At 37.8% G+C, this 22,401-nt stretch carries 18 protein-coding genes; 11 read left to right on the forward strand and 7 right to left on the reverse strand.

Features of this window, described 5'->3' with window-relative positions:
- Nucleotides 1-105: 105 nt before the first annotated feature.
- The 7 genes from PVV65_RS01925 to PVV65_RS01955 all read left to right on the forward strand — a co-directional run bounded on the left by PVV65_RS01925 (nt 106) and on the right by PVV65_RS01955 (nt 9,230).
- The gene (locus PVV65_RS01925; protein ID WP_273789002.1) at nt 106-1,392 is read left to right on the forward strand and encodes an RsmB/NOP family class I SAM-dependent RNA methyltransferase; all 1,287 of its coding nucleotides are present in this window, start codon (nt 106-108) and stop codon (nt 1,390-1,392) included.
- 132 nt (nt 1,393-1,524) lie between these two features.
- Nucleotides 1,525-3,081: a glutamine-hydrolyzing GMP synthase gene (guaA, locus tag PVV65_RS01930; RefSeq protein ID WP_273789003.1), complete on the forward strand. Its 1,557-nt coding sequence runs from the start codon at nt 1,525-1,527 to the stop codon at nt 3,079-3,081.
- A 196-nt stretch (nt 3,082-3,277) separates the two neighbouring features.
- Entirely contained in the window at nt 3,278-4,000 is a 723-nt protein-coding gene (locus PVV65_RS01935; protein ID WP_273789004.1) for a glycerophosphodiester phosphodiesterase family protein, read from the forward strand.
- Between the two features lie 990 nt (nt 4,001-4,990).
- Nucleotides 4,991-6,325 (forward strand): sn-glycerol-3-phosphate ABC transporter substrate-binding protein UgpB, encoded by a 1,335-nt coding sequence (ugpB, locus tag PVV65_RS01940; protein ID WP_273789005.1) that lies wholly within the window; start codon nt 4,991-4,993, stop codon nt 6,323-6,325.
- 95 nt (nt 6,326-6,420) lie between these two features.
- Nucleotides 6,421-7,305, forward strand: coding sequence for a sn-glycerol-3-phosphate ABC transporter permease UgpA (gene ugpA / locus PVV65_RS01945; protein ID WP_273754576.1), 885 nt, complete (start codon nt 6,421-6,423; stop codon nt 7,303-7,305).
- A gap of 24 nt (nt 7,306-7,329) precedes the next feature.
- Nucleotides 7,330-8,181 carry a sn-glycerol-3-phosphate ABC transporter permease UgpE gene (ugpE, locus tag PVV65_RS01950; RefSeq protein WP_273789006.1) on the forward strand — a complete coding sequence of 284 codons (852 nt, stop codon included), beginning with the start codon at nt 7,330-7,332 and terminating at the stop codon, nt 8,179-8,181.
- Nucleotides 8,182-8,183: 2 nt separating this feature from the next.
- A complete protein-coding gene (locus PVV65_RS01955) occupies nt 8,184-9,230 on the forward strand; it encodes a sn-glycerol-3-phosphate import ATP-binding protein UgpC (RefSeq protein WP_273754578.1) in 1,047 nt (348 codons plus the stop codon).
- Nucleotides 9,231-10,100: 870 nt separating this feature from the next.
- Here PVV65_RS01955 and PVV65_RS01960 read toward each other — a convergent pair.
- Genes PVV65_RS01960 through PVV65_RS01970 form a run of 3 tightly spaced genes read right to left on the reverse strand, consistent with a single transcriptional unit; the run spans nt 10,101 to nt 12,656 of the window.
- Nucleotides 10,101-11,021, reverse strand: a complete 921-nt coding sequence (locus PVV65_RS01960; protein WP_273754580.1) for a metal ABC transporter solute-binding protein, Zn/Mn family — start codon at nt 11,019-11,021, stop codon at nt 10,101-10,103.
- Between the two features lie 9 nt (nt 11,022-11,030).
- Complete coding sequence (locus PVV65_RS01965; RefSeq protein ID WP_273789007.1) at nt 11,031-11,900, reverse strand: metal ABC transporter permease; 870 nt, start codon at nt 11,898-11,900, stop codon at nt 11,031-11,033.
- Nucleotides 11,901-11,903: 3 nt separating this feature from the next.
- Nucleotides 11,904-12,656 (reverse strand): ABC transporter ATP-binding protein, encoded by a 753-nt coding sequence (locus tag PVV65_RS01970; protein ID WP_273789008.1) that lies wholly within the window; start codon nt 12,654-12,656, stop codon nt 11,904-11,906.
- Between the two features lie 688 nt (nt 12,657-13,344).
- Here PVV65_RS01970 and nrdH point away from each other — a divergent pair.
- Genes nrdH through nrdF form a run of 4 tightly spaced genes read left to right on the forward strand, consistent with a single transcriptional unit; the run spans nt 13,345 to nt 17,085 of the window.
- Nucleotides 13,345-13,569, forward strand: a complete 225-nt coding sequence (gene nrdH / locus PVV65_RS01975) for a glutaredoxin-like protein NrdH (RefSeq protein ID WP_273789009.1) — start codon at nt 13,345-13,347, stop codon at nt 13,567-13,569.
- Entirely contained in the window at nt 13,569-13,967 is a 399-nt protein-coding gene (gene nrdI / locus PVV65_RS01980; RefSeq protein WP_273756047.1) for a class Ib ribonucleoside-diphosphate reductase assembly flavoprotein NrdI, read from the forward strand. The genes nrdH and nrdI overlap by 1 nt, the downstream gene beginning before the upstream one ends.
- Nucleotides 13,949-16,099, forward strand: a complete 2,151-nt coding sequence (gene nrdE, locus PVV65_RS01985; RefSeq protein WP_273789010.1) for a class 1b ribonucleoside-diphosphate reductase subunit alpha — start codon at nt 13,949-13,951, stop codon at nt 16,097-16,099. The genes nrdI and nrdE overlap by 19 nt, the downstream gene beginning before the upstream one ends.
- 11 nt (nt 16,100-16,110) lie before the next feature.
- Nucleotides 16,111-17,085 (forward strand): class 1b ribonucleoside-diphosphate reductase subunit beta, encoded by a 975-nt coding sequence (gene nrdF, locus PVV65_RS01990; protein WP_273720013.1) that lies wholly within the window; start codon nt 16,111-16,113, stop codon nt 17,083-17,085.
- On the opposite strand, the gene prmC is transcribed toward nrdF, so the two are convergent.
- From prmC to secA, 4 genes are all read right to left on the reverse strand, one after another.
- A complete protein-coding gene (gene prmC, locus PVV65_RS01995) occupies nt 17,082-17,948 on the reverse strand; it encodes a peptide chain release factor N(5)-glutamine methyltransferase (RefSeq protein WP_273789011.1) in 867 nt (288 codons plus the stop codon). The two genes, nrdF and prmC, sit on opposite strands and share 4 nt — an antisense overlap.
- Nucleotides 17,945-19,024 carry a peptide chain release factor 1 gene (gene prfA, locus PVV65_RS02000; protein ID WP_273754588.1) on the reverse strand — a complete coding sequence of 360 codons (1,080 nt, stop codon included), beginning with the start codon at nt 19,022-19,024 and terminating at the stop codon, nt 17,945-17,947. The genes prmC and prfA overlap by 4 nt, the downstream gene beginning before the upstream one ends.
- A gap of 185 nt (nt 19,025-19,209) precedes the next feature.
- Nucleotides 19,210-19,707, reverse strand: coding sequence for a Fur family transcriptional regulator (locus PVV65_RS02005; protein ID WP_273789012.1), 498 nt, complete (start codon nt 19,705-19,707; stop codon nt 19,210-19,212).
- Complete coding sequence (secA, locus tag PVV65_RS02010) at nt 19,646-22,363, reverse strand: preprotein translocase subunit SecA (RefSeq protein WP_273789013.1); 2,718 nt, start codon at nt 22,361-22,363, stop codon at nt 19,646-19,648. Before secA ends, PVV65_RS02005 begins: the two co-directional genes overlap by 62 nt.
- Between the last annotated feature and the right edge of the window lie 38 nt (nt 22,364-22,401).

A 22,401-nucleotide genomic window follows, 5' to 3' on the forward strand; every position in this document is an offset into this window, starting at 1 on the left:
GGCAATGTATTTTTTTAGCGTAAGAGGATTTTATGTATTTTAGAAGGATAAAAAGCCAATGAGCAGAAATGGCTTAGAATTTCATTATTTTAATGGGAGAAATGAATGCGATTAGGTGGGCGTTTGCAAGCAGCAATAGATGTTCTTAAAGAGATAGAAATGAGGCATCGTCCCGTAGGAGAAGCTTTAAAGGATTGGGGGCTTTCTCATCGCTTTGCTGGAGCAGGTGATCGTGCCGCCATTGGTACAATCGTTTATGATGTTTTAAGACGACGATATTCTTTACAATGGCGTATGGAGAGCGATGAGATTCGGGATATTGTTTTTGCTACCTTATTAGATACGGGAAAAATGACGCTGGAGCAAATTGATAGTACGTTAGAAGGAGATCGGTTTGCACCGCAGTTATTAGGGGATAAACAGCGCAAATCTTGGCAAAGGCGGCAATTAATGGATGCACCAGACTATATTCGTGGTGATATTCCTCAATGGTGCCAAGCCCATCTTTATCCTTTATTTGGTGATAACTGGATCGTGGAAGCTGCTGCGCTAGCAACGCGTCCTCCTTTAGATCTACGGGTAAATAGCCTAAAGGCAACGCCAGAAAAGGTGCTGAAAGAGCTATCAAAAACTAAAATTCAATCTTTGCCATGGTTTCGGCAAGCCTTAAGAATTACTCCGATTGAAAAATTTGATCGCCATCCCAATGTTCAAGTGGAACCAGCTTTTCAAAAAGGGCACTTTGAAATACAGGATTTAGGATCTCAAATTGTTGCCCATCTTGTGGAATCGCAAGAAAGCATGCAGGTATTAGATTATTGCGCCGGTGCTGGTGGCAAAACATTAGCTTTAGCTTCTGATATGAACAATCGTGGGCAAATTTATGCTTATGATTCTGATAAAGCACGCCTAGCGCCTATTTTTGATCGTCTTCGACGCGCTGGTATTCGTAATGTACAAACACGGGTACAAAAAGAAGAATTGAAGTCTTTAATAGGCCAGATGGATAGAGTTTTGTTAGATGCACCCTGTAGTGGGACAGGAACATGGCGCCGTCGTCCAGATGCGAAATGGCGTTTAACATTAGAGCAGGTAAAACAACGCCAAACAGAACAGAGGGCGATTTTGAATGAGGCGATAGCTTATCTTAAGCCAAATGGGCGCTTAGTCTACATTACCTGTTCTCTTTTTGCAGATGAAAATGAGGAACAAATTTCCCATTTTCTTCAACATCATTCTCATTTTTCTCCAATAGATATGCAGATACTTTGGCAGACACATTTTAGCTCTCCGCCTGTACAACCAGTCTTTTCCAATTATGGACTGACGTTATCGCCTGCAAAAACACAGACAGATGGGTTCTTTTTATCTATCTTACAAAAAAAACATTGATCCATATTTTTTCATTTTTTATCATAAATTTTACGAGAATAATCTTTTTCTTAAGAAAACAGGCTTGTGCAAAGAGAAAGATTAAATCATAACTCTCATGAGTTCTCTTTTACAATTGTTGATTGGTTTTTTATGAGCATATCACATCCAGACACTGTTCTTATTATTGACTTTGGTTCACAAGTTACACAACTTATTGCGCGACGGATCCGAGCAATGGGGGTATATTGTGAAATTGTTCCTTTTCAATTGGCTTTAGAAGCTGTGCGTCGCATAAATCCTCAAGCTATTATTTTATCAGGAAGTCCTTATTCCGTTATTGATGAAGGCTCCCCGCGTGCTCCAATAGAAATTTTTGAGGCTGGTATTCCGATTCTTGGTATTTGTTATGGGGAGCAAGTCATGTGTGTTCAGCTTGGAGGAAAGGTTGAAGCTGGACATGAGCGTGAATTTGGTCGTGCTTTTTTGGAAATCCAAGAGAAGAGTGCCCTTTTTGATGGAGTGTGGGAAAAAGGTTCTCGTTATCAAGTATGGATGAGTCACGGTGATCGTGTGGCAGCTTTACCAGAAGGTTTTCGTGTCATAGGAACTTCAAAAGGAGCTCCTTATGCGGCTATTGCTGATGAGAAAAGACATTTTTATGCGGTACAGTTTCATCCTGAAGTGATCCATACTCCGGACGGTACAAAACTTTTGCAAAATTTTATTCATAAGATCTCTGCAATTAAAGGCAATTGGTCAATGGCTTCTTATCGTGAGCAGGCTGTTGCGGCAATACGACAAAAAGTCGGGAAAAGTCGTGTGATTTGTGGTCTTTCAGGGGGAGTAGATTCTTCTGTTGTAGCGGCGCTTCTTCGTGAAGCCATAGGAGATCAATTGACATGCATTTTTGTTGACCATGGATTAATGCGTAAGAATGAGGCGCAGGAAGTTCTTACATTATTTCGCGATCACTATAACATAGAGCTTATTCACGTTGATGCTGCCGATATATTTCTTAATGCTTTAGAAGGTGAGACAGATCCAGAAAAAAAGCGCAAGACGATAGGGCGCCTTTTTATTGAAGTTTTTGAAGAAGAAACTAAAAAAATAGGAGGTGCAGAGTTTTTAGCACAAGGAACACTTTATCCAGATGTTATTGAAAGTGTTTCTGCTATTGGTGAATCTGTTACCATTAAAAGCCATCATAATGTGGGGGGGTTACCAGAACAGATGAATATGAAACTTGTAGAACCGTTGCGTGAGCTCTTTAAAGATGAGGTTCGCTTGCTAGGACGAGAGTTAGGGTTGCCTGAGCAGTTTATTGGTCGCCATCCTTTTCCAGGTCCCGGTCTTGCAATTCGCTGTCCAGGGGCTGTGACCCGTGAAAAATTAGAAATTTTACGTGAAGCAGATGCTATCTATCTTGAGGAAATTCGTAAAGCCGGTCTTTATGATGAAATTTGGCAAGCTTTTGCTGTTCTTCTTCCTGTTCAGACTGTCGGAGTGATGGGGGATGGTCGCACATATGAATTTGTTTGTGCGCTTCGCGCTGTCACATCTGTCGATGGAATGACCGCTGATTTTTATCCCTATGATATGGCATTTTTAAGTAAGACAGCATCACGCATTATTAACGAAGTTAGAGGGATTAATCGTGTTGTTTATGATGTAACCTCAAAGCCTCCAGGGACCATTGAATGGGAATAATTGAAATGAGGGATAAGCTTTTTAAGAATAAGATATGATTGAGGGTTTGATATTTAAAAAAATATAGAAAAAATCTTAAAAAATAATTGTGCTCGTTCATAGGAATAAGCCTTTTGAAAATCTATACGTTAATATCATTGAGAGCCAATGTCATTTAAACTATTGTCCTTTGAAATTGAGAAGTGTGAAATTTTGTATGTCTGAGAAAAAAATTGTTGCACACCGTGGTGGAGCGCATCTTTATCCTGAAAATACCTTTTCAGCATTTAGTAACGCTATAGCGTTAGGAGTGGATGAGATTGAATGTGATGTTCATTTGCTGAAAAGTGGTGAAGTAGTTGTTTTTCACGATTTCCGTTTAGATCAATTGGTTTGCAAAAAAGGATATATTCACGATATTGATAATGAAACACGCAAACAACTCTGCGTGAAAGGAAGCCAAGAAGCACCTCCTTTGCTAGAAGAGGTACTTGATCTTTTAGCACCAACCAATGTTGGTTTGCATCTTGAAATCAAAACATGTGGTGAAGTGGAACGTGAAACAATCTTATCTCAAAAAGCGCTTGCACTCATAAGAAGTCGAAATTTATCAGAACGGGTTTCTGCCATTAGTTTTGATCCTTTGATCCTTCGTCCTTTTATTGAAGCAGGAATATCATCTGGCCCATGTGTTGATCATTTTGAAGGTGATATGTATCATCATTTTTCTGAATGGAAACAATTGGGTTATTCTGATTTAAGTTTAGATGGTTCCATTGTCTCACAGGATTTTATTGAAGCGGCTCTTGAAGCTGATTTTACTGTAGGGGTATGGACAATCAACGGAAAAGCGCGGTTATCACATTGGCTTAATATGCCAGTACATTATATTACGACAGATCAACCTGATCTTGCATTGCAATTGCGTGCACAAAGGTAAAAAATATATTTCTATAAAGTCCCTGTATTTTCATAAAGCCAGTGTAATGGAAGAAAGCAGAAAGTATTTTCTTTTGCAAAATGATAAAACATTGATTTTTAATGATAGTTAAATACCTTTTATATTAAGTGAGAGCGTTTAATATCAAGAGATTTTCTTACTTAAAAATTTTTTTACAATGAATCAACTAAAATCATTTGCGTGCATATTACTTGCATATTACAAGTGGGGTTGGTGGGGTGATAAAAAGCTGTTGAGAAAAAATACTTTTAAAACTCTCTTAAAAAAAGCTTTATTGAAGTATTAGAGGCATCATATAATGACGCCCTTTTGCACTTTTATAAAATGTAAAAATGATGGCATACAAAAATTCTTATATACTTTAGCGAAGAGGCTTTATGACTTATTTGTATAGGAGCTATCATAAAATGTAGATGTATGAAAAGGTTTTTTTACAGCATGAAAATCGGTCATACAATATCGTTTTATTTTGCATGAGGGATATGATTCCATTACAGGGAAGGAAACGCTTAAGCGTTTCAAAATAATTTTCTTCATTTTAAAAGGATTTCTATTTGTCTCTTCGTGAAATTCAATCGTAACATCATTTTAAGGTTATAAGCCGAAAATTATAAGACAAATAATAAAAGAATAAACAATTATTTTTTTAAAAAAGAAAATCCAGATATTATAGATATTCCAAAAGTCATTAAATGACATTTACGATCTATGCCTTTTTACCTATTTACTTACTTATTTAAGTCATAAATTATCTCACTTTTTTAGCTCCTTATAAACGCGTATCTCGTTTATACATAAGAAGGCTTATAAAAGAAAAAGGATAAATCTAAACAAATTCATTTGACCTTTTGGTGGTTCCTGTTTAAATGAAAGGACATATTTCTGAAATAAAACTGTTATAGCATATTCATGTGTAATACTATAAATCTAGGGGTAGTTTGTATTCCATCACTTCAGAAAGGGTGAACCATGAGTCGTTTTTATCTTTCCATAGCGGCCACGGTTGCTATCATAATGTCCACAGCGGGAGTAACAGCGAGTTTTGCGCAGACAAAAATCAGCTTTTGGCACTCTATGAGTGGTGAATTAGGAAAGCAAACTGAAAGTCTCATTAATGATTTTAATGCAAGTCAATCTGAGTATAAAGTTGTGCCTTCATTTCGCGGCGAATATGAAGAGGGGTTGATTGCACTTATTGCAGCGTTTCGTGGAAAGAAACAGCCCGTGCTTGCCCAAATTTATGATGTTGGTACTGGAACTATGATGGCTGCAAAGGGTGCGGTCTATCCATTTTATCAACTTATGGCTGATACAAAACAAGAATTCGATCCTACAGATTATTTTCCTGCTATTAAAGGTTATTACTCCGATGAACAGGGGCATATGATCTCTATGCCATTCAATATTTCAACACCAATCCTTTATTATAACAAAGATATCTTTAAAAAAGCAGGACTTGATCCAGAACAGCCTCCTAAAACATGGCAAGATATAGAAGATTTTTCTAAAAAAATTCTTGAGACTAAAGCGGCAGCGTGTGGGTTTACCATGGCTTATGCCGCTCAATGGATTGGGATAGAAAATTTTTCAGCGTTGCATAATGTTTCTTTTGGAACGAAAGAAAATGGCTTTAAAGGGCTTGATTCAGAGCTTACATTTAATGGACCTTTACAAGTACGTATGTGGACAGATCTGAAAAGGTGGTCTGATCAAGGTATTTTCCACTATGGTGGCCCTGCAGGTGCGTTAGATTCAACACCAATGTTTATGGCACAAAACTGTGCAATGTTTATGCAATCTTCAGGATCACATGCTGGAATTGTTTCTGAAGCTCAGTTTAATGTGGGCGTTGGTATGCTACCGTATTATAAGGATGTAGAAGGCGCACCGCAAAATTCAGTTATTGGGGGAGCTTCTATTTGGGTGTTGAAGGGTCATAACCCAAAGGAATATGCTGGTGCTGCTGCTTTTCTTAAGTTTCTTTCAAAAACGGAAAACCAAGCAAGGTGGCATCAAGAAACAGGTTATCTTCCAACGACAAAAGCAACTTATGAATTGAGCAAAGAACAACATTTCTATGAAAAAACGCCAGGGGCTGATATCGCTATCAAACAGATCAATCTTAATCCACCGACAGTTAACTCGAAAGGGATAAGATTTGGTAATTTACCACAAATCCGTACCATTCTTGATCAAGAGTTGGAAGCTGTTCTTAGAGGCTCAAAAACACCGAAAGATGGTTTAGATGAGGCCGTTGAACGTGGAAATAAACTTTTGCGTGAATTTGAAAAATCCAATCATTAATTTCGTTTTTTTGTTAAATATGAAAGACTCAACAAAAACAGTTGAGTCCTTTTTGTTTACCTTTTTAAAGTCTCTACATTTAAAGAGCCCTACGAATGCAAGAAAAACACGCATATTTTAAAAAGAGTCTCCTTTCTTACGGATTGCTTTTTCCTCAGCTTCTTGTGACTTTTTTGTTTTTCTTTTGGCCTGCTGCTCAAGCTGTAAAATCATCCTTTGAGCGTGAAGATCCTTTTGGCTTTACAACAACTTTTATTGGTCTTGAAAATTATTTAACCGTTCTTTCTGATCCTACTTATCGGCAATCACTTCTTACAACCGCAGTATTTTCCATCTCAGTTACTGTCGTTTCAATGACAATATCACTTCTTTTGGCTGTCTGTGTTGACCGTGTCGTCCGTGCAAAAAAGGCTTATACAATGCTTTTGCTCTGGCCTTATGCTGTTGCTCCAGTATTGGCCGGTATATTATGGCTGTTTATCTTTCATCCCGCCATTGGGATTATTCCTTTTCTTCTCGAGAAAGTAGGGGGGCTATGGAATTATCGTATTAATGGCACTCAAGCAATGATTCTGATTGTCATTGCGGCTAGCTGGAAACAAATTTCTTACAATTTTCTCTTTTTTCTTACAGGTCTTCAGTCCATTCCGCGTTCTCAAATAGAAGCAGCAGCCATTGATGGTGCTGGTCCCTTTAAACGATTTTGGACTGTTGTTTTTCCGCAAATTTCACCAACAACATTTTTTCTTCTTATCATCAATATCAATTATGTTATGTTTGACACTTTTGGTATTATTGATAACACAACTTCTGGAGGCCCTGCGCGCGCAACAAACACCCTCGTCTATAAAATATATGACGATGGCTTTAAAAATCAAATAATCGGTGCATCAGCAGCACAATCAACAATATTGATGTTGATGGTTATTGTCTTAACGTTTATCCAGTTTCGCTGGATTGAGCGTCGTGTACAATATTAGAAAATAAATTATTGGCTGAAAATTATGGTTGAAAATCGCCCTATTCTTAAATTTCTAACTCATATCACTCTCATTGTTGGTATTATCATTATTTTCTTTCCAGTTTATGTTGCTATTATTGCATCAACCCATAGTTCAGCGGCATTTAATACGGGAATACTTCCTCTTTTACCTGGGGAATATGCTCTGGAAAACTATAAAACAATTTTTGGGGATGGGCTTGCACAGCTTGGTCTCCCTAACCTCTGGCCACTCTTAATAAATTCACTCATTATGGCTCTAGGGATTAGCATTGGCAAAATTGTTATTTCACTTTTGTCTGCTTACGCAATTGTCTACATGCGTTTTCCTTTCCGAAAAACTGCTTTTGCTCTTATTTTTGTTACATTGATGCTACCTGTCGAAGTTCGTATTCTTCCAACCTATGAGGTTGTTGCGAAATTGGGGATGATCGACACCTATAGCGGAATGATTATCCCACTTATTGCATCCGCAACTGCTACATTTTTATTTCGCCAGTTTTTTTTGACTGTTCCTGATGAACTCTTAGAAGCAGCACGCGTTGATGGTGCAGGACCATTTAAATTTTTTAAGGATATTCTCCTTCCTCTCAGCAAAAGCAATATCGCTGCTTTATTTATCATTATGTTCATTTATGGATGGATACAATATCTCTGGCCTCTTATCATAACAACGGATCAAAATCATCAAACGATCCTTATTATTTTAAAACAGCTTATTGTTGAATCATTACAACATGATCCTCAATGGAATATCCTTATGGCAGTATCGGTCGTTGCCATGGTACCACCTGTTCTTGTTATTGTCTTCATGCAACGGCTTTTTATCAAAGGCCTTATTGAAACGGAGAAGTAATTGTGGCCACAATCCAGTTATCAAATATAAAAAAACAGTATGACAACGGCATTATGGTCATTGATGACTTAAACTTAACTGTTGCTGATAAAGAACTTCTTGTTCTTGTTGGTCCTTCAGGATGTGGAAAGTCAACTTTGTTACGTATTATTGCAGGACTTGAACAAGTCACCTCAGGTGAACTGTGTATTGATAACGAACGAATCAATGATCGTGAGCCAGCTGATCGTGATATTGCGATGGTTTTTCAAAATTATGCCCTTTACCCCCATATGACAGTTCGCGGAAACCTAGAATATGGTCTTAAAAATCGTAAAACGCCTAAAGAAGAAATAAAAAAACGCATTGCACATGCTGCAAAGCTTTTGGAGATAGAGCCATTTCTTGATCGTAAACCGCGACAATTATCAGGAGGACAACGCCAGCGTGTTGCAATGGGACGTGTAATTGTACGTCAACCCCGTGTTTTTCTCTTTGATGAACCTCTTTCCAACCTTGATGCAAAATTACGGGCACAGATGTGTATTGAGATAAAAACGCTACAGCGTTCATTAGGAACAACCAGCGTCTATGTTACCCATGATCAACTAGAAGCTATGACATTAGCCGATAGAATTGTCGTTTTGAATAAGGGAGCCATCGAGCAAATTGGAACACCAATGGAAATTTACGATACTCCAGCAAGCATATTTGTTGCTGATTTTATTGGTTCTCCTCCTATGAATTTTCTTGATCGTTATATCTTAGAACAACATTTAGGGCATTCATTTTCTTATAGCGAAGAAACGGATTTTTTAGCTTTCAGACCTGAAATAATCTTATTGGGTGAACACCCAGATAAAGGACCTGTTTTCCACACACAAATTGAGCTTATAAAGCCAATCGGAACAGGTTGCCATGTTTTAACACGTTGGAATGATATCATTTTTACGATTGAAATAAAAGAACGTTTGACACACGACTATGGTCAAAAACTAAGTTTCACTGTAGCTCATCAAGATTTTCATACCTTTAACAAAAACACTGGAAAGCGCACAAGGAATAAGTAAACATTAATTGATGTGACAAGACTTTCTTTTATGCGGCATCATGATAGTGTTATGTTTTTAGCGCGCTCTATTACATTCATAAAATCAACGTGTAACCGATGAGATTAAAAAATTAAAAGTTTTTGTAATGATCCATTGTTACATAATAGCGAGAATGTCAAAATACTCATATGAAGAAATTTTATCTTTTTATATTCTATAAGAAGAATATTATATTTCGAATATAATAAAGTTTTTTCATTGTAAAACACATCAATAGGTAAGAACTGTTTACAAACCATATTTTCTCTCATTTTTAAATGAAATTTATTTATAAAAACAATATGTTATGATTTTTTCTAAGGTGATAATTTATGTCTTTTATAAAAAATGAATAAGAAAAATAATAGAGAGAAAATGACTCACAAATGGTGGCATTAAATCCCCCATATCTTAGCTTTGATGGGTGATATAAAAAATTCATTTTATTCCTAAAAAAGCGACGATGTTCTGAATATCTTGTACAAAAATAGGAACATCTTGCTTAACGGCAGTATATTGATTTATAATCATAATTCACGGTTTTGTGTATTGAGTAAGAATTCCGAATACCATAAGATTTTCTCATTCCAAATCTGTTCCATGTTGAATTCATCAAAATCACTTGCTTGCACGTCAAAAGCGGGGCTGGCGTGTGGATGAAAAACTATTAAGAAAGAATTAAAATGCTTTCTATGAATTAATTCAAGTGTTGAGAATTATAGCAAAAGAAACATTGAAAAATAGAAAAATAATACTCGCGGTTTGGGCACGATGAAGTAATAACTCCAATTATGACTTTATTTACCTGAACATTTATAGGATATAAGTTTTCTTCTATAAAAATATTTTTTAATGTTTTGTGATGGCATCAATAATAGTATTCACATTATGCTTCATCATATCGAGATAAGTTGCAGCAGGGCCATTTTCGTTTGACAATGCATCAGAATAAAGGGTTCCACCAATTTTTAAACCTGTTTCTTTTGAAATTTGTTTTATGAGACGAGGATTAGAGATATTTTCAACGAACAAAGCTGCTGCCTTATTTGCTTTAATTTGTTTGATAATTTTAGCAACATCAGCTGCGGTTGCTTCAGTTTCTGTTGAAGCGCTTTGGGGGGCTAAGATAGTGAAGCCATATTCTTTGGCAAAATAGCCAAAAGCGTCATGGGATGTAATAATGACACGTTTATCTTTAGGGATTGTGTCAATTTTTATTTTTAGGGCATCTTGTACTGTTTTAAGCTTTTTGATGTAGGTTTCGGCATTTTTATTGTATCGAGTACAAGATTGTGGGTCAACTTTACAAAAAGCAACAGCGATATTCTTCACATAGATTTCGGCATTGGGAATTGTTTGCCAAGCATGTGGATCAATAACGCTGTGATGATGGTGATGGGCATCATGTTCTTGATTTTTCATTTCGAGGGGGGGAATGTTAGCACTAACCTCGACAAGGAGTGCTCTTGTCCCGCTTGCTGTGATGAGACGGTCAATGAATCCCTCTAAATGAAGTCCATTGATAAAAATAATCTGAGCATTTCTAAGAGCTTGAGCATCATGAGGGGTAGGTTCATAAGTGTGGCTATTCGCATTGGGTCCTACAAAAGTGGTCATAGAGATATTATTGCCTCCTACATTTTTGACTAAATCGGCAAGAATAGAAAAGCTTACAACAACTTTTATTTTATTGTGTGCAGAAGCAGGAAAGGGAGAAAGGGCAAATAATAAAACACTCAGCAGAACAAATTTTTGAGTAAACTTAGGCATCTTTTTTCTTTAAAGTGAGGAAGTATAAAAAAGGTGGGGAAACCGTGTTACAATAAAACCGCGTGGACTTATAAGGCAGGAAATAAGATAAATAAATCCTGCGGCAATGATGATAGCAGGGCCAGAGGGCAGCGAGAGATGAAAAGAAAGCAGAAGACCACATACGCTAGAAATGATTCCAAAAAGAGTGGAAAGCACGCAAATAGGGACTAAGTGTGAAAACCAAAAACGGGCTGTAATCGCTGGAATCATCATAATACCAACGGAAAGTAATGTTCCAAGCGACTGAAAGCCTCCAACCAGATTCAACACCACAAGTCCAAGCAATGAAATATGAATATATTTACTCAATGGAGAAAGTGATTTAAAAAAGAGAGGGTCAAAGCTTTCTAAGACAAGCGCACGCCAAAAAATAAAAAGGCAGCAGAGTGTGATCAGCATTATGATAGTGATCAGCCAAAGAGCTTGTGTATCAATTGCTAGAACTGATCCAAATAAGAGATGAAGCAGTTCAATGGTTGAATCTTTCAGGGAAATAATAATGACACCTGCTGCAAGTGCAATAAGATAAAAGACGGTCATGGATGCATCTTCTTTCTGAAAGCTATTGCGTGAAATTAAAACGGTTGCTAAAGCAACAATAATGCCGGCGAAAATACCCCCAAGTGTCATAGATATGAGTGAAAAGCCGCAAATGAGAAAAGCAGTTGCAACGCCAGGAAGAATGGCATGAGAGATAGCATCTCCTGTCAAACTCATTCCACGGAGCATTAAAAATACACCAACAGGACAAGCGCTCATAGAGAGGAGAATAGAGCCAATAAGGGCATTTTGCATGAAATGGAAATCAACGAAGGGGGCAAGAAAAAATGCGTACACGTCTTATAACCTAAGAAAGAGAGAATCATTAATAGGAAGGAGGCGCTTTCGTGCACGAATACACAAAGGGTTAGCGGTGAGAGGGGGCATAACGTGGTGAATGATATTGTCGAGAAACTGTGTTGTTTCTCCATAAAAGGCGTTTTGTTGATTAATTTGAATCATTTGAGGAAAAAATTCTCGCACGACGAGAGGATCATGGAGTGCTGTGAGAACTGTGCGTCCTTGCTGTTGCCAGTACGTGATCAGTGTAAGAAGGTCTTTTTGAGTATTGCGATCGATACCATTGAAAGGTTCGTCAAGCAATATAATATCAGCATCTTGGACAATGATACGTGCAAAAAGGGCGCGTTGTAATTGCCCACCTGATAATGTTTCAAGCGAACGGTTAGCAAGTGCTGTGAGCCCAACCATTTCAAGCGCATTCTGAATCTTAGACTCATAAGGGCGCTGGTTTTTCCATAATCCACAAAAAGACCATAGTCCTGTTTTTATAAGTGTTTTCACATCAATTGGAAATGTTTGATCGATATCACACTGCTGAGAAAGATAAGCGGTCCGACTGTTTTTCGGCTTTGTAACTTTACCTTTGAGAGGTTTAATCAACCCAGCGATGGCTTTTAGCAATGTTGATTTTCCAGCACCGTTATCACCTGTGATTGCGACCAATGAACCCGCTTTTAATTTTGCTGAAAAACCTTTGATCGCTATTCTATTCCCATAGCCTAATGTTGTCTTTTTAAAGTGCAGTTCCATAACTTATACCATCTTTGCTTATTATTTTAGAAACTATGTAATAATATAACGTTTGTCAATAAAATGTTATATTATTACATAGTTTTTAGAGCTGAATATTTTAGTGGGAAGATCGTGGACAATTTAAAATAATTGTCGAATTCTCCTTGACGAAAAAGAGAGAGTATATACTATATATAGTATCAAAATGATTGGTGATTCTAAATAAGCACAAGAGAGGGTATTAGTGTGTTTCGTTTGGTATCTAAGTTATTTCCAATGTTATTGTAAAATTATTGAGCAAGGGTATAGCGGTATTCTTGCTGAAGTGTTTCTTTTGGAAGGATTTCCTTTCATTTTTGTAATTGATTTTTGCCGTAAAAGAGTAAAACAGAACTCTTGAAAGCGGCGGTTTAGAACGTTAGTTTTTAGACAGCAGGAGGGAATTGTTTGCCAAGCAAAAGATTGTTTTATAACAGGGGAATCCCATTTAAGTTGTGGAATAATCTCTTATTCTCATCATAGTCTTTGAAGTTATTTGATGAGGGATTCTGTTATGTTCAGGAATCTGTGTGCTATTTGAAAATAACCACACGTTTTGCGTACAATTTCTGTTGTTTGTTATTCTTGAGTATTTATAAAATTATTAGAAAATTATTAGATTGACTCTTTTAGGGTTGATTGTTTTGAATTGTGAAAGTTGAAGAAAATGTCGATCACTATTTATAGCAAACCATCTTGTGTTCAATGTGATGCTACACGCCGTGCTTTTGATGCTAAAGGTATTAATTATCGTGTTGTAGATATTTCCCGTGATGAACAAGCCTATCATTTTGTTCAATCTCTGGGGTATCGTCAGGTTCCTGTCGTCGTTTGTGGTGAAAATCATTGGTCTGGTTTTAGACCAGATATGATTAGTGGTCTTTGTGTTTAATGGGACTTATTGTTTATTATTCGAGTGCTACGGGTAATACTGAACATTTTGTTTCGCAGCTTGGTCAACGACTCTTCAAAATTGATAAGAAAAAACCGTCTGTGTTGGTTGATGAACCTTATGTATTGATTGTTCCGACTTATGCAGATGGTGAAGGAAGAGGAGCTGTGCCGAAAGCAGTTATTCATTTCCTCAATGAAAGTGAGAACCGCAAATTCATTCGTGGTGTCATTGGTGGTGGGAATCGTAATTTTGGTCGCTATTATAGTTTAGCAAGCAAGATCATTTCTGAAAAATGTTTTGTACCTTGCCTTTATCGTTTTGAGCTGCGTGGAACTGATGAAGATGTTATTTGTGTAAAAAAGGGATTGGAAAGATTTTGGAAACAATTGGTATAGAACAGTCGCAAAAAACAAGTCAGATCACAGATTATCATGCACTGAATGCGATGCTTAATCTTTATGATGAAAATGGTCATATCCAATTTGATATGGATAGACTTGCAGCGCGGCAATATTTTCTTCAGCATGTTAACCAAAATACGGTTTTTTTTCATAATTTGAAGGAAAAAATAGACTACTTGATAGAGGAAGGTTACTATGAAGAAGATTTGTTTAAGCTTTATGATTTTTCTTTTATTAAGAAGCTTTTTAAGCGTGCTTACGCGTTTAAGTTTCGCTTTCCCACGTTTTTAGGTGCATTTAAGTATTATACCAGCTATACACTGAAGACTTTTGATGGAAAGCGCTATCTTGAGCGTTATGAAGATCGTGTGTGCCTTGTTTCTTTATATTTAGCACAGGGCAATAAGACTCTTGCTGAGATTTTTGTAGATGAAATTATTACAGGACGGTTTCAACCTGCTACACCGACATTTCTAAATGCAGGGAAAAAACAGCGTGGTGAGTTGGTGTCGTGTTTTTTGTTGCGTGTTGAAGATAACATGGAGTCCATAGGGCGTTCGGTTAATTCAGCTTTACAGCTTTCAAAGCGCGGTGGTGGAGTAGCGCTTTGTTTGACAAATTTGCGAGAAGCGGGAGCTCCGATCAAGCAGATAGAAAATCAATCTTCAGGTGTTTTACCTGTGATGAAACTGTTGGAAGATTCTTTCTCTTATGCCAATCAGCTTGGTGCACGGCAGGGGGCTGGTGCTGTTTATTTACATGCACATCATTTAGATATTATGAAGTTTTTGGATACAAAGCGTGAGAATGCTGATGAAAAAGTCAGAATTAAAACGCTTTCGCTTGGTGTTGTTATTCCCGATATTACTTTTGAGCTTGCACGTAATAATGAGGATATGTACCTATTCTCGTCGTATGATATTGAGCGCGTTACCGGCAAACCCTTTAGCGATATTTCTTTGACCGAGCATTATAGGTCTTTTGTTGATGATGCAAGGATTCGTAAAAAGAAAATAAGTGCACGTGTTTTTTTCCAAACCTTAGCGGAGATTCAATTTGAATCAGGTTATCCCTATATTTTGTTTGAGGATACTGCTAATCGAGCCAATCCGATAGCTGGACGTATAAGTATGAGTAATTTATGTTCAGAAATTTTACAGGTGAGTGAAGCAAGTGAACTAGAGACGGATTTAACATATCGCACTGTTGGAAGTGATATATCTTGTAATCTTGGTTCCATGAATATTGCCAAAGCAATGAAAAGTCCTGATTTTGGCCGAACAGTGGAAGCTGCTGTTCGTGCTCTTACTGCTGTTTCCGATATGAGCGATATTGCCTGTGTACCCTCCATTGCCAAAGGCAATGCTGAAAGCCATGCGATTGGTTTGGGACAAATGAATTTGCATGGTTTTTTAGCGCGTGAGAAGATCTATTATGGGTCTCCAGAAGCGATTGATTTTACCAATATCTATTTTTATACGGTAACTTATCATGCAATACGTGCTTCCAATTTAATTGCACGCGAGCGTAAGAAAATTTTTGCAGGATTTGAAAAGTCCGCTTATGCAGACGGTCGTTTTTTTGACAAATATATTGAGAAAGAATGGAAGCCGCAATTTGCACTTGTACAAGAGCTTTTTGCACGGAATAATATTGCTATACCAGATCAAAAGGATTGGCAGGAACTCAAGGATTTAGTTGTTGAGTATGGGCTTTATAATCGCAACCTGCAAGCTGTTCCCCCCACTGGATCTATTTCTTATATTAATCATGCGACCTCTTCTATTCACCCAATTGCTTCGAAGATTGAAATTCGCAAAGAGGGAAAAATTGGGCGCGTTTATTATCCTGCTCCTTACATGGATAATACAAATTTGGATTTTTACCAAGATGCTTATGAGATTGGTCCTGAAAAGATTATTGATACCTATGCTGCTGCTACGCAGCATGTTGATCAAGGTCTTTCATTAACGCTCTTTTTTCCGGATACTGCTACCACGCGTGATATTAACCGTGCACAAATTTATGCTTGGAAAAAGGGTATAAAGAGTATTTATTATATACGGTTGCGGCAAGTAGCGTTGAGTGGAACAGAAGTGGATGGCTGTGTTTCATGCAGTCTATAGGAGATAATCATATGACAAAGATTACAACCCAAAATCCTGTTGTTTGCGCTGTCAATTGGAATAGATTGCATGATGAGAAAGATCTTGAAGTATGGAACCGCTTAACTGGAAATTTTTGGTTGCCTGAAAAGGTTCCGCTTTCTAATGATATTCCTTCATGGTCAAGTTTGACGGAGGAAGAACGCAAGCTCACAATTCGTGTTTTTACCGGATTAACTCTTCTAGATACGATTCAAAATACCGTAGGAGCCATTGCACTGCTCGCTGATGCAATAACAGAGCATGAGGAGGCAGTATTGACAAATATTGCCTTCATGGAAGCGGTTCATGCGCGTTCTTATTCTTCTATTTTTTCAACCCTTTGTTCGACGGTAGAAGTTGATGATGCGTTTAGATGGTCAGAGGAAAATATTCATTTACAAAAAAAAGCCAGATTAGTGCTTGAACGTTATGAAGGCAATGATCCGCTAAAGAAGAAAATTGCTTCGACTCTGCTAGAAAGCTTTTTGTTCTATTCTGGTTTTTATTTGCCTATGTATTGGGCCAGCCGTGCTAAATTAACAAATACAGCTGATCTTATTCGGCTTATCATTCGTGATGAAGCTGTCCATGGTTACTATATAGGCTATAAATTTCAATTAGGGTTTGCAAAACTTGATGAGGACAAAAAGCAAGAAATTAAAGACTTTGCTTTTAACTTACTCTTTGATCTTTATAATATTGAATGCAAATATACTGAAGATCTTTATGACGCACTTGGATTGACAGAAGATGTGAAAATTTTTCTTCATTATAATGCCAACAAAGCCTTAATGAATCTGGGTTTTGAAGCTCTTTTTCCACCTGAAGTTTGTCGTGTTAATCCAGCTATTTTGGCTGCTTTATCACCAAACTCTGATGAAAATCATGACTTTTTTTCAGGAGCAGGTTCCTCGTATGTCATTGGCAAGGCAGTTGCAACGACAGATGATGATTGGGAATTTTAAGAGTTGTATACAAAGAGAAGGGCGCGGGGGATACCACTTAAGTCTTTGCGTATTTCTAAGCACTTAAAGCCATTTTTTTCAAATAAGTCGCAAACTTCTTTTTCTTGAAAGCAGCCGATTTCGACAGCAACATAACCTTCTGCTTTTAAGTAGTTTGCGGCTTTATCAGAAAGCTTTCGATAAAAAGTAAGACCATCTTTTCCACCGATCAGTGCACGCAATGGATCATAGAGCCGCACTTCTTTTGCAAGATTTTGGATATCTTTTTCTGGAATATAGGGTGGATTGGAAATAATAAGATCAAATTGACCTGTAACAGAATCAAACCAATCACTAAGAAGGGGTGTAAAACGATTGATAACATTTGCATTCTTTGCATTTTTTGTCGCTGTTTTGAGGGCATTTTCAGAAATATCAACAGCCACTGCATAAGATTGAGGAACTTGTTTAAGAATTGCAATAGCAATAGCACCGCTTCCTGTTCCCATATCCAGTAGCGTTATTTTTTCTGATTTTTCACTCTGTTTTTTGAGGAATGGTAAAACAAGATCTACCAATGTCTCTGTATCAGGACGAGGTTCTAATGTTTCTTGAGAGAGTGCGAAAGATATACCATAAAATTCTCTCACGCCTATAATACGGTAGACAGGTTTGCCAGCAATACGTCGTTGAATGGCGCTTTCTAATTGTGCAATTTGTTCAAAAGATAGGCAGAAATTTGGTTGAAGAATTCTATCTGCTGCATTTGTATTTGTGATCCATTCAACAAGCATTTTTGCCTCAAGATTGGCTTCAGAAACTCCCTGAGTGCGCAATTTTTCTTGAGTTTGTCGGATAACATTGTTGAGAGTATACGCGTTCATCCATGATCATCCATTTCCATAAGGAGGGCTGTCTGATGATCGGATATGAGTGCGTGAATAATCTCATCAAGCTCTCCTTCTAGAATGCGGTCAAGTTTATAGAGAGTGAGATTAATACGGTGATCAGTGACACGTCCTTGTGGAAAATTATAGGTACGAATACGTTCTGAGCGATCACCAGAGCCAACCTGATTTTTACGGGAAGCGGAACGTTCATTTTCCGCTTTTTGTCGTTTGATATCAAATAGGCGTGCACGTAAAATTTGCAGCGCCCGTGCACGGTTTTGGTGTTGTGATTTTTCTGCTTGCACAACCATAATCCCTGTTGGAATATGCGTGATACGAACAGCTGAGTCCGTTGTATTGACATGCTGTCCTCCTGCTCCAGAGGCACGCATGGTGTCAATGCGGATATCTTCAGGACGAATTTCAATATCAATTTCTTCAGCCTCTGGAAGGACAGCAACGGTAGCAGCAGATGTATGGATACGTCCACCGGTTTCTGTTTCAGGGATGCGTTGTACACGATGAACGCCTGATTCAAATTTCAGTTTAGAAAAAACGCCTTTCCCTGAAATACTGGCAATAATTTCTTTATATCCACCAACTTCTCCCTCATTAAGTGAAACAACTTCAACTTTCCAGTTATGGGAAGCGGCATAACGCTCATACATACGGAAAAGATCTCCTGCAAAAAGTGCTGCTTCTAAACCGCCTGTTCCTGCGCGAATTTCAACAATGGCACTTTTTTCATCAGCAACGTCTTTAGGTAAAAGAAGAATCTGGAGTTCTTGCTCAAGTTGTTCTATTTTCTGACATAACAATGGTAATTCTTCTTGGGCAAGATGACGCATCTCTGTATCTGTGAGTTTATCACTGATAAGTGTCTCGAGATCCGTAATTTCTCTATAAAGAGCACTGAGTGTTCGTATAGAAGAAACAATTGGCTGTAGTTCTGCATACTCAGAAGCTAATTTCACATAAGTTTCAGCATCTGGGTTTTTTGCCATTTGGCTTTCAATTATTTCGAAGCGCTTTTCAAGCTGTCTCATACGATCTTTTGGCAAAGAAACCATGATAATATTGGCCTAATTTGTTTATTTGTTATAATACAAGCAGTTGATTACCTTACAGCATCAGATAAAAAGGCTAATAAAGCAGAAAAACTCTCTTGCCAATGAAAACGATAGTTTTTTTTGAAAAACTTGTAAAAAATCTGATTTTCATAACGCGCATTTTTTGATGATATATGTGAAATCAGCTACTTGAGAGTTGTTTTCTTCCCATAAAGTTCAAGGCGATGGTGAATAATATCATAGCCAAGAGATTTAGCAATTTCTTCTTGCAACTTTTCAATAATATCAGAATGAAATTCAATAACTTGTCCTGTTTCCACATCAATAAGATGATCATGATGTTGGCCATCTGCTTGCTCAAAACGAGAGGGTCCACCACTAAAGCTATGGCGATGAATTGTTCCATTTCCCTCTAATGTTTTCATTGTTCTATAAACGGTTGAAAGCGAAATACTCGAATCTATTTTGTGAGCACGCTGAAAAATTTCAAATGCGTTGGGATGATCATTTGTTTCAGCCAAAATATCAAGAATAATGCGCCTTTGACGTGTTACTCTTAGACCAGCAGCACGTAATTCCTTCTCATAATTTCGCTTTTTCTTCATCTTCTTCATTGTTTTTTTAAACGAAGGCACCATGACAATGTTTGTATTTTTTTTCTGAACCACAAGGACAACGTTCATTACGTCCCACCTTGCCCCATGTGGTAACGTCGTTGGGATCACGGTCTTTCGGGTTAACAATTCTATTTTCTTGTGTTCGTGCCCACAGAGTGGAAGTTTTTCCTTCCTCTTGATCATTTGGAACAAAGTGATCTACATCCGTTTGCACAGGCATGAGTGGTTCTGTGGGTTGCTGAATAATTTCAAAACGCATGAGTTTAGAAATCACGATTCTGCGTAAACTTTTCAGCATGCTCTGAAAAAGTTCAAAGGACTCAGTCTTATATTCATTGAGTGGATCTCGCTGCGCATAACCACGAAAACCAACAACAGAACGCAAATGATCTAAACTTACCAGATGTTCACGCCATAACGTGTCAATGGTTTCGAGCAATACTGCTTTATGAAAATAAGCCATAACCTCTGGAGAGTAGCGTTCAGTGCGCTCATTTTCGAGTTTGGTAACAGCATCTAAGATACGCTCTAAAATCTGTTCTTCGGCAATTCCATCTTCTTTTGCCCATATCTCGATTGGAAGCTCAAGATTGAAGAGTTGGTGAATTTCCTCTTGTAGAGCTTTCACATTCCACTTTTCAGAATATGTTCCTGATGGAATATAAGTTTCTACAAGATCTTCCACAACTTCATCACGCATTTCATGGATCATGTCTGATAAATCGTCTGTGTTCATGATCTCCATACGCTGTTCAAAAATAACCTTGCGTTGATCATTCATGACATCATCATATTTTAGAAGATTTTTACGAATTTCAAAGTTTCGTGCTTCGACTTTTTTTTGTGCTTTTTCAAGGGCTTTATTAATCCAGGGATGGATAATAGCTTCATTTTCTTTCAATCCAAGTTTTTGCAGCATTCCATCCATACGATTGGAGCCGAAGATACGCATGAGATCATCTTGAAGAGAAAGAAAGAATTTTGAGCGCCCAGGATCACCTTGGCGACCAGAACGTCCACGAAGCTGGTTATCAATACGACGGCTTTCATGGCGTTCCGTCGCAATGACGTAAAGACCACCAGCCGCTAAAGCTTTGTCTTTAAGCTTCTGAACATCTTTTTTTATTTCTTCAATTTTAGCTGTCCGCTCTGGACCTTCGGGGATATCCTGTAATTCTTGTCGGATACGCATCTCAACATTCCCCCCAAGCTGTATATCAGTACCGCGACCAGCCATGTTGGTTGCGATGGTGAGAGCTCTAGGAACTCCTGCTTGCGCAATGATGTACGCTTCTTGTTCGTGATAGCGAGCATTTAAGACTCTAAAATCGGTAATGCCTTCTTTTCGCAAACGCTCTGCCAATTGTTCTGACTTTTCAATAGAGGTTGTTCCAACAAGAATAGGTTGTCCTTTTTCATGCGCTTGACGGATATCACGCACAATTGCCCGATATTTCTCTTCTGCTGTTCGATAAATTTCATCATCTTCATCAATACGTTGTATGGGCAAATTTGTAGGGACTTCTACAACCTCAAGGCCATAAATATTACTGAATTCTTCAGCCTCTGTTTTGGCTGTTCCAGTCATTCCAGAAAGTTTTCTATACATACGGAAATAATTTTGGAAAGTAATGGAAGCAAGTGTTTGATTTTCTGGTTGAATAGCAACACGCTCTTTAGCTTCTAACGCTTGATGAAGTCCTTCAGAATAACGCCGCCCAGGCATCATTCGCCCTGTAAATTCGTCAATAATAACGATTTCATCATTGCGAACAATGTAATCTTTATCGCGAGCAAACAGTTTATGGGCTTTAAGAGCATTATTGATATGATGAACGATAGCGACATTTTCTATGTCATAAAGACTTTCACCTTTAAGATGTCCAGCTTGTTCGAGCATTTTTTCAATTTTTTCAGTACCAACTTCAGTAAAAGTTGTTGTTTTTTGTTTTTCATCTATTTCATAGTCTTCTGGAGTTAAGGCAGGAATAAATGTGTCAATAAGGTTATAGAAGTCAGTACGATCTTCTAGAGGGCCAGAAATGATAAGAGGAGTACGTGCTTCATCAATGAGAATCGAATCTACTTCATCGACAATTGCATAGTGATGCCCCCGTTGAACCATTTGACTACGATCAAAGGCCATATTATCACGCAAATAATCAAAACCTAATTCATTATTTGTTGCATAGGTGATGTCGCATGCATAGGCTGCTCGACGGGCATCACTATCAAGGTCATGGAGAATTACGCCTGTTGTTAGTCCTAGAAAACCGAAAATTTTTCCCATTGTTTCAGCATCACGACTAGCGAGATAATCGTTTACTGTCACAACATGAACGCCTTTACCTTCCAATGCATTGAGATAAATTGGCAACGTTGCCATTAATGTTTTGCCTTCACCGGTACGCATTTCCGCTATACCACAGTCGTTAAGGACCATTCCACCAATAAGTTGTACGTCAAAAGGACGCATATCATAAACACGTTTTGCAGCTTCGCGAACCGTTGCGAAGGCTTCCGGTAAGAGTAAATCAACACTTTCACCTTCACTAAGACGTTTACGAAAGATTTCTGTCTTTTGGTAAAGCTGCTCATCGCTTAATTTTACGAATTGTTCTTCCAATGCATTAATTTGTGCAACTTTTTGGCGGAGTGCTTTGAGACGTCTCTCATGAGCTGAACCAAAAAATTTACGTGCAAAAACACCTAAACTGACCATCTCTGGCCCTTTCTTTTAATCGTTATCATTCTTGTTGG

The organism is Bartonella sp. ML70XJBT (assembly GCF_028618425.1).
Classification (GTDB): domain Bacteria; phylum Pseudomonadota; class Alphaproteobacteria; order Rhizobiales; family Rhizobiaceae; genus Bartonella.